The organism is Acinetobacter sp. FY731, assembly GCF_059515905.1.
This window is the reverse complement of the sequence record NZ_JCAKNB010000003.1, coordinates 178,683-199,706: the sequence shown is the minus strand read 5'-3', so window position 1 is coordinate 199,706 and position 21,024 is coordinate 178,683. Positions and strand designations below refer to the sequence as shown.

General features: G+C 35.3%; 14 protein-coding genes and 8 tRNA genes. 15 read left to right on the top strand and 7 right to left on the bottom strand.

Annotation, left to right across the window (positions count from 1 at the left end; genetic code table 11):
- The first annotated feature begins 87 nt into the window (after positions 1-87).
- The gene (locus AC5YC8_RS05080; protein WP_496163780.1) at positions 88-4,866 is read left to right on the top strand and encodes a hybrid sensor histidine kinase/response regulator; all 4,779 of its coding nucleotides are present in this window, start codon (positions 88-90) and stop codon (positions 4,864-4,866) included.
- 4 nt (positions 4,867-4,870) lie between these two features.
- Positions 4,871-5,335, top strand: a complete 465-nt coding sequence (locus tag AC5YC8_RS05075) for a hypothetical protein (RefSeq protein ID WP_496163779.1) — start codon at positions 4,871-4,873, stop codon at positions 5,333-5,335.
- A gap of 108 nt (positions 5,336-5,443) precedes the next feature.
- Here AC5YC8_RS05075 and dapE read toward each other — a convergent pair whose 3' ends face one another.
- The 3 genes from dapE to AC5YC8_RS05060 form a co-directional block, all read right to left on the bottom strand.
- A complete protein-coding gene (gene dapE, locus AC5YC8_RS05070) occupies positions 5,444-6,580 on the bottom strand; it encodes a succinyl-diaminopimelate desuccinylase (RefSeq protein ID WP_496163912.1) in 1,137 nt (378 codons plus the stop codon).
- Between the two features lie 116 nt (positions 6,581-6,696).
- Positions 6,697-6,846, bottom strand: coding sequence for an entericidin A/B family lipoprotein (locus tag AC5YC8_RS05065; RefSeq protein ID WP_496116471.1), 150 nt, complete (start codon positions 6,844-6,846; stop codon positions 6,697-6,699).
- 106 nt (positions 6,847-6,952) lie between these two features.
- Positions 6,953-7,822, bottom strand: coding sequence for a DUF1853 family protein (locus AC5YC8_RS05060; protein ID WP_496163778.1), 870 nt, complete (start codon positions 7,820-7,822; stop codon positions 6,953-6,955).
- Positions 7,823-7,911: 89 nt separating this feature from the next.
- Between AC5YC8_RS05060 and AC5YC8_RS05055 the strand changes: the two genes are divergently transcribed.
- The 10 genes from AC5YC8_RS05055 (at position 7,912) to AC5YC8_RS05010 (ending at position 9,928) form a co-directional block, all read left to right on the top strand.
- On the top strand, positions 7,912-8,295 hold the full coding sequence (locus AC5YC8_RS05055; protein WP_496163777.1) for a YbaN family protein: 384 nt from the start codon (positions 7,912-7,914) through the stop codon (positions 8,293-8,295).
- A complete protein-coding gene (gene elsL, locus AC5YC8_RS05050) occupies positions 8,292-8,798 on the top strand; it encodes a cell wall-recycling L,D-carboxypeptidase ElsL (RefSeq protein WP_496163776.1) in 507 nt (168 codons plus the stop codon). Before AC5YC8_RS05055 ends, elsL begins: the two co-directional genes overlap by 4 nt.
- Before the next feature lie 234 nt (positions 8,799-9,032).
- Positions 9,033-9,108 (top strand) — tRNA-Val (locus tag AC5YC8_RS05045).
- A gap of 30 nt (positions 9,109-9,138) precedes the next feature.
- Positions 9,139-9,215, top strand: a tRNA-Asp gene (locus AC5YC8_RS05040).
- A 51-nt stretch (positions 9,216-9,266) separates the two neighbouring features.
- Positions 9,267-9,343 (top strand) — tRNA-Asp (locus tag AC5YC8_RS05035).
- 22 nt (positions 9,344-9,365) lie between these two features.
- Positions 9,366-9,441, top strand: a tRNA-Val gene (locus AC5YC8_RS05030).
- 11 nt (positions 9,442-9,452) lie between these two features.
- A tRNA-Asp gene (locus tag AC5YC8_RS05025) sits at positions 9,453-9,529 on the top strand.
- Positions 9,530-9,558: 29 nt separating this feature from the next.
- Positions 9,559-9,634: transfer RNA gene (locus tag AC5YC8_RS05020), tRNA-Val, on the top strand.
- Positions 9,635-9,677: 43 nt separating this feature from the next.
- Positions 9,678-9,754, top strand: a tRNA-Asp gene (locus tag AC5YC8_RS05015).
- Positions 9,755-9,852: 98 nt separating this feature from the next.
- Positions 9,853-9,928: transfer RNA gene (locus AC5YC8_RS05010), tRNA-Val, on the top strand.
- A 100-nt stretch (positions 9,929-10,028) separates the two neighbouring features.
- Here the strand turns inward: AC5YC8_RS05010 and AC5YC8_RS05005 are convergent.
- The 4 genes from AC5YC8_RS05005 to yccS all read right to left on the bottom strand — a co-directional run bounded on the left by AC5YC8_RS05005 (position 10,029) and on the right by yccS (position 15,997).
- Complete coding sequence (locus AC5YC8_RS05005) at positions 10,029-10,169, bottom strand: hypothetical protein (protein ID WP_496163775.1); 141 nt, start codon at positions 10,167-10,169, stop codon at positions 10,029-10,031.
- Positions 10,170-10,433: 264 nt separating this feature from the next.
- Positions 10,434-13,031, bottom strand: coding sequence for a PepSY domain-containing protein (locus tag AC5YC8_RS05000; protein ID WP_496163774.1), 2,598 nt, complete (start codon positions 13,029-13,031; stop codon positions 10,434-10,436).
- Between the two features lie 146 nt (positions 13,032-13,177).
- The gene (locus AC5YC8_RS04995) at positions 13,178-13,738 is read right to left on the bottom strand and encodes a hypothetical protein (RefSeq protein WP_496163773.1); all 561 of its coding nucleotides are present in this window, start codon (positions 13,736-13,738) and stop codon (positions 13,178-13,180) included.
- 84 nt (positions 13,739-13,822) lie between these two features.
- The gene (gene yccS, locus AC5YC8_RS04990) at positions 13,823-15,997 is read right to left on the bottom strand and encodes a YccS family putative transporter (RefSeq protein WP_496116464.1); all 2,175 of its coding nucleotides are present in this window, start codon (positions 15,995-15,997) and stop codon (positions 13,823-13,825) included.
- Positions 15,998-16,657: 660 nt separating this feature from the next.
- Between yccS and AC5YC8_RS04985 the strand changes: the two genes are divergently transcribed.
- The 3 genes from AC5YC8_RS04985 to AC5YC8_RS04975 all read left to right on the top strand — a co-directional run bounded on the left by AC5YC8_RS04985 (position 16,658) and on the right by AC5YC8_RS04975 (position 20,803).
- Positions 16,658-17,965 (top strand): DcaP family trimeric outer membrane transporter, encoded by a 1,308-nt coding sequence (locus AC5YC8_RS04985; protein ID WP_496163772.1) that lies wholly within the window; start codon positions 16,658-16,660, stop codon positions 17,963-17,965.
- 213 nt (positions 17,966-18,178) lie between these two features.
- A complete protein-coding gene (locus tag AC5YC8_RS04980) occupies positions 18,179-19,654 on the top strand; it encodes an alanine/glycine:cation symporter family protein (RefSeq protein WP_496163771.1) in 1,476 nt (491 codons plus the stop codon).
- A 165-nt stretch (positions 19,655-19,819) separates the two neighbouring features.
- Positions 19,820-20,803: a patatin-like phospholipase family protein gene (locus AC5YC8_RS04975; protein WP_496163770.1), complete on the top strand. Its 984-nt coding sequence runs from the start codon at positions 19,820-19,822 to the stop codon at positions 20,801-20,803.
- Positions 20,804-21,024: the final 221 nt, after the last annotated feature.

Below are 21,024 nucleotides of genomic sequence, written 5' to 3'. Positions count from 1 at the left end.
GATGCATTTATCTAAAAGGATGCTGCATCTTTATTCCAGATTCAGTTTAAGTGCCTTTCGGTGCGGATAACGTAAGAAGCCTTAGCTATGAAAGAAATATTAAAAAATTTAGTTGAATCTACAACGCTTCCTGAAGATAGTTATCTTGAGCAAGATGAAGAAATTCTAGAAATTTTTGTTGAAGAAATTGAAGAAATCTTCGAAGAATTAGATCCGTTGCTTGAATTGTGGTTGGCTAATTCAGCAGATAATGAAGTGCTAAAGACAATTCGTCGCCATTTCCACACCTTAAAAGGTTCGGGGAGAATGGTGGGGGCGCGCTCTGCTGGTGAAGTTGCATGGGCGGTTGAAGATCTTTTAAATCGTGTTTTAGCAGGTGCAATTGAACCAACAACGCAAATAGAGCAATTTGTTGCGACTGTTTATAAAATTTATAAATTCAAGCTTTACCCATTATTTAAAAATGTACAAGCAACTCAAATAGATTTAAGACCATTTGTATTAATGGGACAATATTTGCAACAACAGCAAAGTCTTGAGCCAGCGCTAGAAGAACTATTGTTATTGGCGAAAACTCTAGATTCCGAAGATACTGTAACAGGGCTTGAGTTTACAGCTGATGTTGCTGTGGCTAGTGCTTTAGAAATTGAGAATTTTGAAATCGTTGAGCCAGTTTCTCAAGAAACTTTGGTTGAAAATAACCTTGTTTCAGAAACAATAGAGGCTATGGATTTTGATATTAAACCACAAGTTCAAGTTGACGAAGCTCTAGAAAGTACAGACACATTCAGTTTGGAAAATGAAGAAAAAGAATTACTTGAAGAAACAGTTGAAATTTTTATTGAAGAAGCTGGAGAGCATTTAGGCGTTATCAATAGTTTCTTAACGAATGAACATGCGACTGAAAAAGATTACAACAATTTAATTCGTGCAATACATACATTACGCGGCAGTTCAACCATGGTGAATTTAAACCATGTGTTTGATGCTAGTACGAAAGTAGAACACCTTATAAAGTCTTTACTAGAAGATGGTTTAGACGTTACAGACCAAGAAATATCGGCACTTATTCAATATTCAGACTTTATTCAAAACTATCTAGATCAACTTAAAAAGTCAGCACCTTGTAATGAATTACAATCGCTATTTGACAGTTTTATAGAAAGCTGGAGTCAGTATGAATTTGAGGAAAAGCGTGCTGAAGAAAGTGAAAATACACAAGGTATTGTCACTAAGTTAATGGATTTGAATATTGATCGTTTACTTGATGCAGAATTTGAATTCGATCAATTGGCAAGTGATGAGCAATATTTACGTGAATTAAGTGCTCAAGCACAAATTTTGGTAGATGGAACACAAGCTAAAGCGGCTGAAAGTATTCATCATTTAACCAAAGAATTGAAAGCTGCTTATGATGTACTTCTAGAAAAGCCGCAACTATTAAATTCAGATTATGCGTATGATGTATTTAATACGATTCATCAAAAATTAATTTATTTATTCGATAGTTTGGCATCAAGTCAACGTGTTGTTCTAACAGCAGATGATTTGTATGCATTACAAAATTTATCGGCATTTGTTCAGCAAGATATTCAGCCAATTATTGTTGAAGAGCAAAAAGCTACTGAGTTTGAGTTTAGTGAAAATTCGATTGGTTTAGTTGATTCAACTGCGGAAGTTTTATCACCTGAGAAGCCATTAGTAGATATTGACGAAACACATATACTTAATTTTGAATCCACAAATACACTTGCAGATTTAGATACAACAGTTGTTGAAACGTCTAAAGGGCAAAGTACAGAGCAAGGTTCAGTTTTAAATTTAGCTCAATTATCACAGCGTATTGCATCCGATCGATTGGCTATTGATTCTGATCTGACAAATCGTGATTTTGATTTAGATCTGCTCGATATTTTCCTTGAAGAAGCAGATGAGCTTTTAGGATCTATTGATGAAGAAGTCGATTCTTGGACTAAAGATCATGAGAATAAAACATCTTTAACGAATTTAATGCGCTATTTGCATACCTTGAAAGGTGGTGCAAATATGATTTCTGCAAAGAATATTGGTTTAATTACCCATAATTTAGAAAGTATTTATGAACGATTAATCAATAAACAATTTGAAGCATCAGCTGCATTAATTAGTGTTATTCGTTTAGTTCAGGATGACGTTTCCGACCGTATTCAAGCGATTCGTGAAGAAGCAATTGATTATCCAGCAACAGAAACAGTCGATATTCTGCAAAATATTGTGGCGATTACACAAGGTCAAGAGATTGTTCATGCAGAAGTTGTTGAAACGCATGTTCCTACAAATCTTGAAGTAGAATCTGTTCAAGATTATGTTGAAACGGCATTTGCAGAAGCTGATACGAGTCAGGTCGATAGCCATACATTAACATTCAAATCTGACGATACACTTTCGTTTGATATGAATGAAGCTTTCGAGCCTATTGCTGAAACTCAAAATGAAAGTTTGAATGTAGAGTTTGAAAATTCGGAACAAACGAAAGTAAATACAGAAGAGCAAAGCTTACATGAAATTGCTGAGGAGTCTTTCCTCGAAGAAGCAGAAGAGCTCTTAGAAACTACGGAAAGCTTGATTCATCAATGGATTGAAAACCGAAGTAGTCGTAGCGTTTTACTTCAATTACAACGTGCAGCACATAGCTTAAAAGGCGGTGCACGTATGATTGATTTAGAGCCTGTGGCTGCAATTACTTATCAACTTGAAAATACATTTGAGCAATTTGCCTTCCATCAATTCAACTCAAATGCATACGACAGCTTATTATTTACAACGGTAACTTGGTTAAAACAGGCAATTTTCCATCGAGATTACACAAATTTTGATGGTTTAAATGCAAGTTTAACCGCAATTGAATATGTAAATGTCTCTGCACAATTACCTGAAAGTGTTGCTCAATTAGATATTGTAGATAGCACTGCAAACTTTGAGTTTATTCAAGGTGATGGTACAGAGCCTCCTGCAATGCTAGGTGAGTGGGATGATCTTAATCAAGTAGATAACAGCAATGAAATGATTCGTATCTCGGCTGACTTAGTTGAGAAGATGATTGATTTATCTGGTGAAAACTCGATTAACCGTTCACGTATTGAAATGGAATTGGGGCAATTCAACGGTACTTTGTATGAGATGGAGCAAGCAATTCAGCGTTTAGCTGATCAGTTGCGTCGAATGGAAGGTGAGCTTGAATCACAAATTCTTGCCAAGCATGGTAGTGAGAACTCTCGCTATGAAGATTTCGACCCATTGGAGATGGACCAATATTCATCTTTAAACCAATTGTCGAAATCTCTTGCCGAATCTACTTCCGATTTGGTCGATTTTAAAAATACCTTGTCAGATAAAATCCGTGGTGCAGAAGGTTTGTTATTACAACAATCTCGCATCCAATCTGAAATTCAAGAAAGTTTGATGCGTACACGGTTGGTACCATTTTCACGGTTATTACCACGTTTACAACGTCTTGTACGTCAAACAGCATCTTCATTAAACCGTCCAACAGAGCTTGTGGTTCACAATACTGAAGGTGAATTAGACCGTACGACACTAGAGCGCTTAGTTACACCATTCGAGCATATGCTTCGTAATGCCATTGACCATGGTATTGAAAGTCCAGAAGTGCGATTGGCTGCTAAAAAGCCTGAAATAGGTTTAGTGGAGTTAAACATTAGCCGTCAGGGAACTGATGTGGTTGTGACGTTTAGCGATGATGGTAAAGGTATTGATGATCAAATCATTAAAGAAAAAGCTTTAAAACTTGGTTTGATTACTCCAGAACAAGAGTTAGATAAACAAGAAATTTTACAGTTTATTTTCCATCCAGGTTTCAGTACAGCCAAAGAAGTGACACAAATTTCAGGGCGTGGGGTTGGTCTAGACATTGTGCAAAGTGGTATTAAAGCACTTGGTGGTCATGTCACAGTAGACTCAACTTTAGGTAAAGGAACGTCATTCAGTATTCGTGTACCAACCACGGTAGCAGTAAGTGATGCCCTAATGGTGAAAGCGGGTGATCAACAATTTGCATTACCACTGGCACAAATTGAACGTATTGTTCGAATTGCACCAGCAGCGCTTGAAACCTACTTCAATAGTAAAGATGATTACTTCAAAATTGACAATGAAAGCTATAAGTTACGTTATATTTCAGAGTTTATTAGTAATCAGCCTGTACCACGTTTAAATAATGTTGGTCATTCACTTCCTGTTATTTTAATTAAAGGTAGTGCAGGGCAAACGGTTGGATTGTTAGTAGATCAACTTATTGGTTCTCGTAACCAAATTGTAGTGAAACCAATTGGTCAGCAGTTCTCTAAAGTGGGTGCCATCGCAGGTGCAACCATTATGGGTGATGGTCATGTTTGTCTAATTTTAGATAGTCAAAGCATTGCGCGTCAGGTACAAGCAACTAAGCGTCAACATGTAAGTACGAAACAGCGTGACATTCAGCGTAATGATGAACGTCGTTTAATTATGATTGTTGATGACTCCGTAACTGTACGTAAAGTAACAACACGTCTATTAGAGCGTCAAGGTTACGATGTTGTAACAGCAAAAGACGGTGTAGATGCTGTTGAGCAGCTTGAAAATGTGAAACCAGATTTAATGTTACTTGATATCGAAATGCCTCGTATGGATGGTTTTGAAGTGACTACGCATGTACGACATCATGATCTGCATCAAGCCTTGCCTATTATTATGATTACATCACGTACAGGTGAAAAACACCGTGAGCGTGCATATAGTTTAGGTGTATCAAACTATATGGGTAAACCATTCCAAGAAGCAGAACTACTTGAGAACATTGAAACTTTATTGGCAGCAAAGCAGGGGTGATTGAATGAGTCAGAATTTAGAAAACTCATCACTGATTGATCAAATTAGTCAGCAAGAGCTACATCATTTAATTACTGTTTCAACAGGTTTTATTGATGCTTATATTGTTCAGTGTCACAATAAATCTCCAATGTTGATTCCACAAAACATTGTTCTTTCAGCACTCGATAGTCCAACGAAAGTAAAGACTGTGGATTGGCATGAGCTTAACTTACCTGTATTTTCTGTTTGTAATCCAGATACGATTTTAGGTGTTGCTTTGATTATTGAGGGTGATGATGTTGATCAGCGCTTTGCCTTGATGTGTAATGAAATGCCAAAAACAGTTCGTTTACGTATTTCTGAAGTTGTTGATGATGAACAGCATGAGAATTTAGATGCTACGATTTTCCAATATGTGAAAAAGGGAGATGAAATTTACCATATTCCCAATATGGCAAATATTCAAAATGCATTGGGTATTAAGTAACTTTTTGCTAAATCTCAAATATAACAAGTTTGATGCAATTTAAAAAAAAGGAACTCTAGAGAGTTCCTTTTTTATTTTAGACTTTTAATTTATCTTATCTGCAATAAATCATGAAGCCAGTAAGTTCTCTAAAATTTGTTCGTAAATCTCAGCAAGAGGCTCTAAATCGTCAACATTAACATGTTCGTTAATCTGATGAATAGTTGCATTCAAAACGCCTAATTCGAGCACTTGTGCGCCTGTGGGAGCAATAAAGCGACCATCAGAAGTACCACCACTTGTAGAAAGCTCAGTTTCTACACCAGTTACATTTAAAATAGCAGTTTTGGCAGCATTTACGAGTTCACCAACAGGCGTCAAGAATGGTAAACCTGAAAGTGTCCAAGAAATATCGTAGTCAACATTATTACGGTCTAAAATTTCTAAAGTGCGTGCTTGTAATTCTTCAGCAGTAACTTCAGTTGAATAGCGCCAGTTAATCAACATGTCCATTGTGCCGGGTACAACATTAGTTGCGCCCGTACCAGCATTAATATTCGAAATTTGGAACGTTGTTGCAGGGAAATATTCATTGCCATTGTCCCAAACTGTTTCGCACAACTCTGAAATAGCTTTAGATGCAGTGTGAATTGGGTTAATCGCAAGGTGAGGGTAAGCAACGTGACCTTGTTTTCCTTTTACCGTTACATTGGCATTTAAAGAACCACGACGACCATTTTTAACAATATCGCCAAGCTTATTTGTGCTTGAAGGCTCGCCCACTAAGCACCATGTCATTTTTTCATTACGTGCTTCTAAGGTTTCAATAACTTTAACAGTTCCGTTAATTGAAGGACCTTCCTCATCAGAAGTAATTAAAAATGCAATTGAACCTTTGTGATTAGGATGTTTTTTGACAAAGCGCTCAGATGCTACGACCATTGCAGCAAGTGCAGTTTTCATATCTGCACTACCACGACCATATAATTTTCCATCGCGGATTTCAGGTGCAAAAGGATCTGAATTCCATACATCTAAGCTACCTGTAGGAACAACATCGGTATGACCAGCAAAACAAAATACAGGTGATTCAGTGCCTTTACGTGCCCAAAGGTTATCTACATCATCAAAACGCATGTTTTCAATATTGAAACCAATTTTTTCTAAGCGTTTTGCCATAATGTCTTGGCAAGTATGATCAATGGGAGTTACCGAAGGTTGGCGTAATAATTGTAAGCTAAGATCAAGAGTTTCAGACTGAGTCATACCATAAAAACACATCAAAAAAGTCACCCTATAATAGGCGAAAGTTGAGCATAAAGGGAGTTTTAAAAAATAAAAAACCCTATCAAAGATAGGGCTCTATAACTAAAAATAAGGAATTATTTTCTACTAATACTTTCTGAAGTCTTTTCAGCCGTATTAGTAACAGCACCACCGACTTTAGAAACATCTTCACCAACACCTTTTACGGTATTACAACCAGTTAATACAAAAGCAAGTGCAATTGATGCAACAATAATTTTTTTCATAATGAGTTCCATACGTTCAGGTTAAATTTTTATTACCTTTTTAGATTAAAAAATAAACTGAAAAGTATTGTTGATTTTTTATGGTGCTTACGTAAGTAATTGTAGCTTATTTTTTAGTCGGCCAACGGTTTAGTAAATTTGAATTTCTATACATGTAATAATTTTGCAATTCGGGTTGATAATATAAGCCATCCGTCCACCATATCGCAGTTTGACTACTTGGATTGATATGTGGACAAATCCATTCTTGTCGGCTTAAGCGATAATATTCTTGAAGTGGATTTTTAATGGCTGTCCCCCAAGTGCCGAGACGTCTATTTTGATTAATCCAGCTAGGTTGCTTAATTTTTATTGGTTGATCTGGTAAAAATAATTGACCTTTCATCACAGCAAATTTATGTGAAATTTTATGATTTAAAGCATGACTAAATTGAAATTGCTTTTGAGTAAAGTGATTGAGTTTACGTGCAAAAGTATCACTTCTGTTTAAGCCATACCAAAAAGGTAGGGACAAATCTTTTTCTGCTAGATAATATTTAAGAGCAACTTCCCAATGTTCAATTCGATTTTCTTTATTGTTAAAAATTAAAAAGTCGAGTTCACCAATGGTTCTTGGACCATCAATAATTTGAATGCTGTGATCTAAAAGTGTGTAATGGTGATATTTGGCATCAAGTAACCAAAACCAAAAAAGCATTTCAAAGCGTAAACCTAAACGTGTACTTTTGAGTTTTGCTAGAAATATATCAAGTTCTGTACTGTCTAAATCAAGTTCATGTAAACGATTTTCATAGTTTTTATAGTGATAATGCCAATGTTCATCTGAATGTAAATCAAAGGAATGATGAATGGTTAAGTCAGAAGGGATGTTAGACAAAATACTTGGACTTGCAAGTGCAAATGCAAGATGGCGGACAGCTGGAGTTTTATATTTTAGCCAAGGTTCTAGCATTAATGCTGTTGGAGCGTGAGGCATGTTAAATCCAAGCTAAAAAGTGAAGAAATGCAACAGATAATCATTTAAAACAACTTATACTACAAAAATGATTAACGTAGGAAAAATCTATGAAAATGTTGTTTTGGCGAAGTTTGGTTATCATCTTCGTAATACTTGGCTTCATTGGGGCATTGTTGCCAGGTATGCCAACAACGGTTTTTCTTATTTTAGCAGCATGGGCGGCATCTAAGGGGTGGCCACAAATGGATGCATGGTTATTGAATCATCCTAAATACGGTTCTACATTAAAAGCATGGCGTGCAAATGGAACTGTGCCAAGAAAAGCAAAATGGTTTGCAAGTATTATGATGCTTGCAAGCGGTATTCTGATGTTATTTACCAGTGCACCGCTTGCTGTTAAAGTTTTCACAGACGTTACTATGTTGATAGTTGCAATTTGGTTATGGTTAAGACCAGAACCAGAGCTTGAGGGAGGTCATAAAGAAAAATGAAATATACTCTAGAACAAGCAGATATTTTAATTGATTTAGAAGAGCAGATTTTATATTTACCGAAACATAAAAAACTTTATGTTATTTCTAGCGGTCTAAATGGTATTGGTGAAAAAGAGAATTCAGGAAAAACACCAAGAGGATGGCATGAAATTGCTATAAAAGTAGGTGAAAACTCACCAGAAAATACAGTATTTATTGCACGTCAAGAAACAGGCGAAATTTATAATCAAGATTTAGCGGAAGCATTTCCTGAAAAAGACTGGATTTTATCTCGCATACTTTGGTTAAGTGGGTTGGAGGAAGGATTTAATTTAGGTGAAGGGTGTGACACATTTAAGCGTTATATCTATATACATGGAACGCCAGATACAGAACCAATGGGCATTCCAAAGTCTCATGGTTGTATTCGAATGAGAAATGTAGATGTGATTGAGCTATTTAATTTGATTTCAGAAAAAGCATTAGTCTATATTTCTGAAAAAAAATTGCTCAATATTTAAAAAACACCTAAAAATATCCTATTTTTTGTATTTAAGTTAAAACAAGATGTGAGTGAAAAGGATAGAAACAAGTATTTTTTTCTAAAAAAATCATGAAATTTGCTTGTTTTTGAATCGAATAACCTATTTTTTAATCACTCAAGCTGAAAATGTGGAAAACAGTTACAAAAGCGTTTGACAGACTGTCAGGATTCTCTATAATGCACCTCATCAAGCGATGAAGTCGATTTGAAAGGGCGCTTAGCTCAGTTGGTAGAGCGTCTGCCTTACAAGCAGAATGTCGGCGGTTCGATCCCGTCAGCGCCCACCAAGCTTCTTTCAAAGTTAAGATACTTATAGTGCAGCGGTAGTTCAGTTGGTTAGAATATCGGCCTGTCACGCCGAGGGTCGCGGGTTCGAGTCCCGTCCGCTGCGCCATTTTAAGTTCTTAATACATTGTTTGTGCTTTAATAGAGATATTATGTAAGTGCAGCGGTAGTTCAGTTGGTTAGAATATCGGCCTGTCACGCCGAGGGTCGCGGGTTCGAGTCCCGTCCGCTGCGCCATTTACGTAATAGACCTTTTAAAGGGCGCTTAGCTCAGTTGGTAGAGCGTCTGCCTTACAAGCAGAATGTCGGCGGTTCGATCCCGTCAGCGCCCACCAGATTTTTTGATGCAGCGGTAGTTCAGTTGGTTAGAATATCGGCCTGTCACGCCGAGGGTCGCGGGTTCGAGTCCCGTCCGCTGCGCCATTTTAAAGTCTAAATGTTTGACCCTTTAAGGGCGCTTAGCTCAGTTGGTAGAGCGTCTGCCTTACAAGCAGAATGTCGGCGGTTCGATCCCGTCAGCGCCCACCATATCTTATTTATAAGATAAATACTTAGTAATAAGTATAGCGATGCAGCGGTAGTTCAGTTGGTTAGAATATCGGCCTGTCACGCCGAGGGTCGCGGGTTCGAGTCCCGTCCGCTGCGCCATTTTTCATTCCCTGATGTGAAAAATGTGATCAAAATGCCAAGACTACGTAATTCGTTTATCTTGCATCGTAAAAATAATATATTATTTTTACTCCTCAGGGCGCTTAGCTCAGTTGGTAGAGCGTCTGCCTTACAAGCAGAATGTCGGCGGTTCGATCCCGTCAGCGCCCACCATATATTTAAATATAATTAGAAATATATTATTAAATTTTATAGTCATATCTTTTATACAATTCATATTTTTATCAAGTAAATTACCAAATTTAATTCGAACCTATCGTTTATTACGTTTATTACGTTTATTACGTTTATTACGTTTATTACGTTTATTACGTTTATTACGTTTATTACGTTTATTACGTTTATTACGTTTATTACGTTTATTACGTTTATTACGTTTATTACGTTTATTCATTATTCCCATTTTTTAGATACAATAATCCTAAAAGATTATGCTATTGGTTTATATGGGAATCATAGCTTAATAAGAATTTCATAAATTTATCAGATAGATATCATTGAAGAATAGAATTGTTCTAGAGTTATAAGAGAGCATAGTAATTGTGTTATTTACTAAATTATATATCTAAATGTTATGTTGATAAAAGTATTAAAAAAACCGAGCCCTCGAACTCGGTTTTTTAGTGAATTATTGTGCTTAAATCATAGATTAAATGGATTAATAAACATCTCGTTTATAACGTCCATCTTGGCGTAATTGGTCAAGAGTATTTTCACCTAAAATTTCATTTAATGTACGATCTACATCGGAAGCCATACCTTCAATGCTGCCGCACACATAAATCACTGCACCGTCATTAATCCATTTTTTAAGCTCATCTGCATGTTCCGATAATTTGTGATGAACATAGATTTTTTCAGCTTGGTCTCTAGAGAAGGCTAAATCTAAATGTTGTAGCATTCCCATATTTTTCCAAGCCTCTATCGTTTCTTGGAAGAAGTAATCATGTTGAATTTGACGTTCACCAAAAATGAGCCAGTTTTGTGAGTAATCTTGACGAACTCTAGCATGAAGTAGGCTCATTAAACCTGCAATGCCTGTACCGTTACCAATACAGATAATTGGTCTATTATCATCGATAAGATGAAATGACTCATTGGTACGAATACGCAAACGAATAGTGGTATTCAATTTTGAGTGTTCCGTTAACCAGCCTGAACCTAAACCAAGTTGCCCAAGAGTATTCGATTGTTGACGTACAACAAGCCTTAAAACTTGTTGAGATGGAATACTTGCAATTGAATATTCACGAGTAGCTAAATCAGTTAATTGCTCTAGTAAGTGATCTAGATTTGCAAAAGGTTCAATTTCACATGTTAGATCTTTGTAGAGGAGTGCTGTTTCAATACGGATACCAGAAGAGTCTACTTTTGAGCTTTCAGCAATGTGATGCTTTTGCATGAATTGTTGAATTCTTTCGGCACTATTTCCAGGTTGAATTTCAGCAATATCACCCGCTTGCCAAATTGCATCATGAGAAGGGGTTAGTTCAAGACTAAATGCAGGTGCACCTAAACTATTTGTATTTAATAGGGTACGATTTTTGAGTGTCCATTGATCGAATGTTTTATCAATTGAAACATGTTGTAAATCTAGTTTAGTTGAGTGAGCAAGTGCTTCATTCCATTGCTTAATATGATCTTTATTTGCATTATCTACTTCGATAACATCAAAAAGTGAATGCGCATTATTGTTTTTAAGCCATGTGTTAATCGCATGACCAAAACTACAATAAGTTTCCGCATATTCTTTTGAACCTAAAGCAAGCACCGCAAAGCTTAAATGACTTAAATTTGCAGAAGAGCTCATTACTTTTTTCTCAAAGCTAGAGGCTAAATCAGGTGCATCACCTGTGCCATAGGTGCTTGCAACGAATAAAGCTTGTTCTACATTTTGTAAATCTTCTAGGCTCACTTGTTGTGCAGATTTAACTGTTACAGGCTGGTGTGCTTCTTGTAGGCTAGTTGCAGTACTCCATGCAAGTTGTTCTGAAACACCTGTTTGAGATGCATAAACAATAAGCCATGGCTTTGCATTTGGATCTATGATGAAACTTGATTGAGTGTTACGTGCAGCAAGGGTGAGTTTCTTTTGCTTGCGACGTTTAAGGTAGAGCATCCAACCTGTGACAAAGAATAAAGGCATTAATAATGCAGAAATCATTGCAAAGAATTGATAGATAGGGCCAAAGAAACTACCACGATGTACAGGAAGCATGCTGCTCATGATTTTTTCATTTAACTTTTTATCTTCATAAAGTTCAATATCTTTGAGTTGAGATGTTTTGTAGTCAAAAGTTGCTTTATTGCGAGCACGTTCGTGTTGTGCAACAGCATCGACAAAACTTAACTCCATTTCACCATTTGGTTTTTTAGGAATGGTTAAGGTAAGAGTAGAGTAATCACGTCCAATTTGGCTATTAAAACCTGTCCAAGCTTGTGTTAAAGCTATACTAATTTGTTCAGGTTGTAGTGTTTTTACTTCTTTCTTTTCTCTCGATTCAGGATTTTCACCACGTGTTGCTTGATTTTCTGCATTAGCACCTTGCGGGCGTGGTTGATTCATCTGCATTTGAGCTTGAGGGCGTTCTACACCAAGTACTTTAAACATGCCATTACGCCACCAATCATACGACCAATAGAGTCCAGTACATGCAAGTAAAAGATAGAAAATGACAACCCAAGTCCCTACAACTGCGTGTAAGTCCCAAATGAAGTTGCGACCTTTAAGTTTAGGCTTAATAGCAAACCATTGTTTAATCGAGTGTTTTTTTGGCCAGCGTAAATATAGTCCACTTAATACAAAGAAAATTAAGATAAGTGTACACGCACCCGTAATTTGTTTACCTATAGGGCCAACAGTTAAATTACGGTGTAATTGCTGAATAAATTGAAAGAATTTTTGTCCTTTGATTTCAGGTAGTACTTCAGCTGTATAGGGGTTAATCATGATATTTACGCCACGACGTGCACCTTCTTTTGCAATGTTAACCGTTGATGATGCTTCAGGATCTTTAGAAATGGTAATACTATTAATTTTTGTTGTCGGGTTTTCTTGGCTAAATTGTTGAAAAATTTGAGCAGGTGTTAGTTTTTCTGTGTTTTGTACTTGAACAACATAACTGTCTTGATTAATTGCTTTTAGAATTTGTTGTTCATATGAATAAATGGCACCTGTAACCCCCATAAGAGAAAGGATAAGACCAGCACTAATTCCTAGGAACCAATGTATTTGAAAAAATGTTTTCTTAAACATGAGACGTTGTAGTGATAGGAAGAATTATTCTCAATTATATATCAAGATTTTGAAGTAATAGTGAATTATTTAAATAATAATTATTCTCAATATGTGATTAATAAAAATAAACCTCCTATAAAGGAGGTCAATTTTTATTTTAGCAATTAAATGCTTTTAGCTTCACCCACTGTTTCTTTTAAGTGTTTGCGAATTGTATTAAAAGAAAAGTTTTTAGAGTCTAAGCGTTTTGGAAGAATGTATGCACCTTGTTGATCTTTAACCTTGAAGTTAACTAAAAGGAAATCAGGTGTGTTGTACCATTCATAAATGTCTGTCCAAGAAACGCTACCAACGCCTTCTTGAAGCCCCATTTTCTGACGCATTACGATACCATGAGGTTGAACGCCTAAACGGATACCTGCAATTTCTTGAACAGGGAACTCATTCATTTTGCGTTTAACATACCATTCTAGACCAAAGCGACGTACTAGGTAGTATGTAACAACACTGATAAGAGCAACCCAACAGAAAATAGTTGAATAGTTTTTTAGTAGAACAATGCCTAGAATCGAAAGTAAGGCAACAACCCCCATGATAGCCCAAGCTTTCATGCCAATTTTATTGGTACTACGCCAAATTGTAAGTTGAGCATTACGTTGCTCAGCTTCAGAGATTTCGTAGTTTACAGGGTGTAATGTATAAGCGTATAAATTTTTCGCGGTCATAGTGAAATTAACAAATTTAGAACTGTAAAAAGTGTAGCATTAATTGAGACATTTCAGGAGTATATTGTTGCATATTCATCCTATTTATAAAGATGCTAATTCTGTGGAATGTTCATCTCTATCATGACTCAAACTTTGCTTTAAGCGACTAAGTTGATTCAATATACTCATCATCAAAGATAATTGCTGTAAAATAATGAGAGATTTTTGATCTTCATCTGTATTTAGCGTTAAGCGTTGACGAATTTTTTGTAGCATGTTTTGAGCACTTAAATCGGGTACTTCATCTCGAAGTAATGCACCATTAATATCATTGAGTGCTTTATCTAGCAATGCCAAAATCTCTTGATCTTGAATTTTTTCTCTATGTGCACCCAAAGCTGCAATATAACTTAAGAAAGTATGGTTTAAGCATAGAAATTCAAAGGCGAGAATTTTTTGATCTGGATCAAAATCTGGTTCTGTAGCCAAGGTAGATATGAGTGATGCAACATCCGCATCTGTGTTGTGAGCAGCGCGACGAACAATACGATAAGTTAAACCGTTATTTCGACCTGTTTTATATTGCTCAATAATTTCAGACAAATAGTTGCTTTGAGCATTGAGTGAACGTGAAATATTGCGCGGTAAACGTCGGAATTTCCAGTCTGGAAAAATAAAAGTGACACCAAGCCATGCGAGTGCGCAGCCAATAAGGGTATCAAGCATTCTAGGAAAGGCAGCTGCAAAACCTAATCCATCTAAATTAAAGTTAATAAGGGCTAAAATAGTAATAAATGCAGTTGCTTGAGCATACTGTTTACTACGTAATTCAAAAAATAAAACACCACTAATAATAAGTAGAAGTAATTGTCCTTCTACAGATGGAATAAAGTACAAAATTGCATAACCAATAATAATACCGATAAGTGTACCTACAATTCTTAGGCGTAAGCGACGTTTGGTTGCGTTGAAGTTAGGTTGAATGACAAATAATGCAGTTAAAAGCACCCAGTATCCATATTGAATATCTGTAATTTGTACAAAAATATACGAAACTAAAAGTACGACAGACATACGAATAGCATGACGGAACAAAACTGATTCAGGAGTAAGATTTTGTTTTATACGAACAACAATATCATCCCAACCTTTTAAATCATCATCTTTAAGTTGATTTTCAATGTGTTTAGATTTTTCGAGCGAAATAGTTCGTTCTGTTTCTAAATTTTTAAGCTGGGCATCGATCGATTTGAGGTTTTGATATAAAGAATAAAGTGAATTTACCCAAATTTGATCAAAAGCATCATCTGTTTTTAACTTTTCAAGAGAGTGTTTTAGGTTTTGAAAAGCATGCTTAAAACGCTGGTTATGATTGTAAACTTCACGTTTCAAAATACTTTGACTTAAATCCTTACAGGCTTTGCCTTGTAAAGATAAGATACGTTGAAAACGAAAAAGTACATCGCTGTGTTCGAATATTTTAGCTAGTTTTTGATAGTCGATATGTGCTGAGTCTGCACGTTCATGAATATCTTGAGCAACAAAATAGTATTGTAAGCTACGACGGGTATCTTTTTGCCCACGATCGCCCTTTAAACGTGTGAGTAAAGCAGTCTTCATTTGGTTAAAAATTCCGACTAATGTTCCATTTTCTAATGAAAGATCAATCATACTTTGCTGATAACTCTTTGGTGTCATATCGACATCAAAAAGGTTTGATTTCGCAAATAAAAAGTCACCTAATGATGAATAACATAAAGAAAGTTTATCTTGTACTTCTCGAACAGGAAAAAGTAAAAAGCTAATAGTTGAAATGAGTCCATACCATGCGGCACCAATTACCAATAAAGAGGGTTGCATATACCAACTTTCAAATATATGAACGCCTAACATGGAATAGACAGAAACAATTAAACAACCATAGGCAATGGTGGCGTATCTACGACCTAAAGAGCCTAATAATATTAAACAAATGCAGGATATAATTAATCCACAAGCAAATAAAAATGGATGAGGGAACAGTAATTGAATAGATGTGGCGGTAATGAAAAAACCTAAGTAGGTATAAAGCTGGTTTTGAATACGCGCAGAAAATCTGTCATCAATATCGCTGATACCTGCCGCTACAACACCTAAGGTTAAGGGAATAGTTGCAAGTTGGTTTCCCATAAAATAGGGTAAAAAAGCCGTACCTGAGAATGCAATGATCATTCTAATGCTATACATAAACGTCGTGTTGTAAGTTGTTTGTTTTAGACGTATAAGCCAAGATTTCAAAGCAGATCCTTGAATAATATATGGTGAATATTTTAAGTTTTAAGTTTGTTTTGGGGTGAACCGAAACGATGACTAAGATAATACTATGTACATATTAAATTTGTCTTTAAGTAAAGTTATAGATTTTAAAATGGTATTACATAGATTTTCGGAAAAATTTTCATTTCTTTATGTTGTTTCATATAACTTTCATGTAATTTTTAAATATTAAATTCTAATTTTAGGTTAGAAAGTTATCGGAAATTTATTTTATTTTTAAATGTGTATTAAATATCAACTAAATAGCTTAGTATTTAAAAAATAAATATAATACATAAGTGTATAGTTAAGATTTTTTCTGGATTTTCATTGTTTTAAATTTTGTTAAAAAACAATGGTTTGTTATTTTTAATAAAAAATATTAATATTTTTTTTATAAGTAATTCAGTAAAACTGATTTTAATATTGGTAAGAACTTGTTACATTAAATCCATAATTCGAGAAGTGTTTTATTCATGGATTGAATTAATAACTAAATTACACAAGTTGTAATAATTATATTTTAAGCTTCTGTATACGGATGTTTCATCTATAAAGCTTTTGAGTTTTTGGTTATTGGGAATATATAAATAACCTTGAAAGAAAAAGTCACGGACGCAATTTTAAATTTTGGAGAATTTCATGAGTCAATTGCTAACGACTAAGTTTGTAGCAAAAAGCTTAGCGGCAACTGTATCAGTTTTAATGTTAAGCACGGTTGCAAATGCTGCAACAGCAGAGCAAAAACAAATTCAACAGCTTCGTCAAGAAGTTGAAACACTAAAAACACTTATTCAGCAGCAGCAACAAGTGCAATTACAGCAAGCTTCTCAAATTGAGCAAGTAAAAGCTGCACCAGCACAATCAGGTTTAGCTGGTTTAAAGTCTAAAGCTGGTGCAAATGTAAATCTTTATGGTTTTGTACGTGCAGATGCAAACTATATCATTGAAGGTGCAGATAGTGACTTTAGTAGTGTAGCTTCTACTACAGGGGCTACAAAAGATAAATTACGTTCTACAGCTAAAACAACTCGTTTAGGTTTAGATTTTAAAACAAACGTGGAAGGAGCAGATGTAGGCGGTAAAGTTGAAATTGACTTTGCTGGAAAAACTGAAGATTCTACAGGTACTGCTGTACGAGTGCGTCATGCATACTTAACGTATAATAATTGGTTAGTAGGTCAAACAACGTCTAACTTCTTAGGTGGTTACTCACCTGAAATGATTGATTTCTCAACTAACGTTGGTACGGGGACAGCACGTCTTCCACAAGTTCGTTATGGTTTTAATGTTGCGCCTAAAACAAAATTAATTTTCTCTGCTGAACAAGGGAAAGGTGCTGGTATATCATCAGCGACTTACGATGCAGCAAAGGAAACATATACAACTACGTCAAATACGAAATATTCAGTTCCTGTATTGACTGCTAAAGTTGTTCAAGGATTTACTGGTGGTGAAGCATCTGCTCGTGCATTTGTTGAACAGTATAAAGATGATACTGCGAATGATAAAAAAGTTGGTTTTGGTGTGGCTGGTGGAGTGTCATTTAAACCAATTGAACCTTTAAAGCTTGGTGTTGATGTGTCTTATGTTAAAGGTAATACTAATTATTTAATTGGTAGTAATAAATCATATTTAGTTGAAGGTAATTCAATTAATCAAAATGAAGCGATTGCTGCAAATATTGGTGCCACTTATCAAATTTCACCAAAATTACGTACAACTTTGGCTTATGGTGCAATCATTGCTGATGATGATACTACTTATGCTAAATCCGCTGTAAATGCGACTGAAAATAAAACATTGTCACAAGCTTGGATCAACTTTATTTATTCACCTGTTAAGCCAATTGATTTTGGTGTTGAATATGTGAAAGGTGATCGTAAAACCTTTGCAGGCGATAAATACAATGATGATCGCGTAGGCTTTATGGCTAAGTACAATTTCTAATTTAAGCATTTAAGTTTAAATTGAAGAACAGGAGCTATTTGCTCCTGTTTTTTTGTTTGTTTATTCTGCAGTTTATTAGTAAATTGTAAAAGATAATTAAAAAATTGTTCATAAAAATGCATAATGCGTCCACATTTTAGGACGTGAATATATTTTTAATAAATATGAACAGGTTCTAATCATAATTTTAATTTTAAGCTTGTAGGACTGCATATGGATGAGCATTTGAACGAACGCTTATTGGCTTTGGTGAATACGCTAAATACGCCACTATGGGATTTTTTAGTTATCTTTCTTTTAGCTGTAGGTGGCTTTTATACAGTGATTACAGGTGGTGTGCAGATACGCATGCTATTTCATAGTTTAAAGGTAATGAAAAGCAGCCGTAAAGAAGGCGATGATGCGCATGGTATTACACCATTTCAGGCATTTGTGACAGGGCTGGCGAGTCGTGTAGGTGTGGGAAATGTTGCGGGCGTTGCTATTGCTATCGCAATTGGTGGTCCTGGGGCAGTATTTTGGATGTGGGTAACAGCATTACTTGGTATGAGTTCTGCTGTTGTAGAGTCATCACTGGCTCAGTTGTTTAAAATTCGTGATAAACAAAATCAACAATTTCGTGGTGGTCCTGCATATTATATTACTCAGGGTTTAAAGAAAAAGTGGTTGGGTGTTGTTTTTGCCGTTTCTTTAATTTTCACTTATGGCTTTGTTTTTAATGCAGTACAAGCCAATGCAATTATTGGTGCAACCTCGCATGCTTGGGGATGGAATAAAACAAACCCAGTTTTATCATTGGGTAACCTACATTTAGAAGTTTCGTGGGTTGGTTTAGCACTTGTTTTCTTAACAGCATTGGTTATTTTTGGCGGTATTAAGCGTATTGCAAAAGTTGCCGAAAGTGTTGTGCCATTAATGGCTTTATTGTATTTGGCTGTCGCACTGTATATTGCAGTCAGTAACTACAATATTTTACCAGATGTCTTTCACTTAATTTTGAGCAAAGCTTTTGAGTTTGATGCGGCAGCAGGTGGTTTCTTTGGTGCTATGGTCTCAATGGCAATGATGCAAGGGATTAAGCGTGGATTATTCTCAAATGAAGCAGGTATGGGGTCTGCACCTAATGCCGCGGCAGCATCTGATGTAAAACATCCTGTAAACCAAGGTTTGGTGCAGATGTTGGGTGTGTTTGTAGATACTTTTGTCGTTTGTACATGTACCGCAATTATTATTTTAGTTTCGGGTATGTATCATGATGCTGGCTTTGAGGGTGTGACTTTAACTCAAATGGCATTGGAAAGTCAGATTGGTATGTGGGGTGGAGATTTCTTAGCAATCATTTTATTTATGTTTGCATTTTCTTCTATCATTGGTAACTATGCTTATGCCGAAGGAAACATCCAATTTATTAATAATAATAAGCATTTGATGTTTATTTTCCGTGTTTTTGTATTGGTTATGGTTTATTTTGGCGCGATTACAAGTGTTCCATTAATTTGGTCTATGGCTGACTTATTTATGGGAAGTATGGCATGCATTAACTTATTAGCGATTGTATTGTTAACGCCATTCTTTATGATGTTGTTGAAAGACTACAGAGCACAGTTGAAAAGAGGAATTAAAGAGCCTGTGTTTAAGTTGGATGAACATCCTCAATTTAAAGACAAAGTAAATTCAGATATTTGGTAATTTTTTAACGTCTAAACAGCCTCTTTTATAGAGGCTTTTTTTTTGATTAAATAATTAAGTAGTGAATGATTTAGAAAAATTGAAACAAAGTTAAATTAGAAATCTTAAATTTATCCATAAATTAATAGTATGGTATAAGCGATCAATTTAAAAATGAAAGGCAAGATGTTGAAGTTAAATCTTATATTTGCATGTACCGTTGTATTACTTACGGGCTGTCAAAGTCTTTCTTCAGTTCAGCAAAATAATAAGTCAAAATTAATGGCGAATAATACTGTGGAAGATGCTCGAGAAGTATCTAATCGAATAGATTTTAGAAAGAATAAGAAAGATTCAACACAGCCAGTTGTTGCATTGGTTTTAGGAAGTGGTGGAGCAAGAGGTTATGCTCATATTGGTGCTATTGAAGTTTTGGAAAAAAATCATATTTACCCAGATTTTATTGTGGGTACAAGCGCAGGAAGTATTGTGGGTTCACTGTATGCCAGTGGTAAGAATGCAGCAGAGTTAAGAGAAGTTGCATTAAATTTAAAAGCAAATGATGTTCGTGATGTAACTATTGATAGAAAAGGCTTTTTTGAAGGACAAAAAGTTGAAAATTTTATGAATGAGCAAGTGAATAATACGCCATTACAAGCTTTAAAAACGCCAATGTATGTTGTTGCAACGGAGCTTAAAGAAGGGAAAAAAGTTGTTTTTAATTATGGCAATACAGGACAAGCTGTAAGGGCTTCGGTTGCAATTCCTAGTATGTTTATACCCACAAAAATTGGCGATGATGAATATGTAGATGGTGGTTTAGTTAGCCCTGTACCTGTTGAAATTGCAAAGGAGTTAGGTGCAGATATTATTATTGCTGTAGATATATTGGCACAACCTGTTCATACAGAGACCTCGAATGTTTGGGGATTGTTTAATCAGAATATTAATATTATGCAGAAGCAGTTAGCACATGAAGAATTAAAAGAAGCAGATATCATTATTCAACCTGATTTGCGTGAAAAAGTGCATATTTTTGATGTGAGTGGTCGTGAACAAACGATGCTTGCAGGACAAAATGCGACTAATCAAATCATTCCTAAATTAAAACAACTTATAGATAATTATTCCGTTGTAAAGAATTCAGATCGTTTTATTACAGAAGAATAGATTGGCTGAATTTCAAAGACCTACTTTTATTAGGTCTTTTTTTATATTACAGAATACTTAAGAAAAATTTATATGAAAATAAAATATTGAAAAATCTATTTTATTTATCTTAAGTTAGATGTAATTTCTATAAGTGTTGCAATTTTATTAAAAATCTACCAATTAATTCAATAATTTATGTTTAACGTTTGGTTGTATTTAATTATAATTTTATCGTTTGA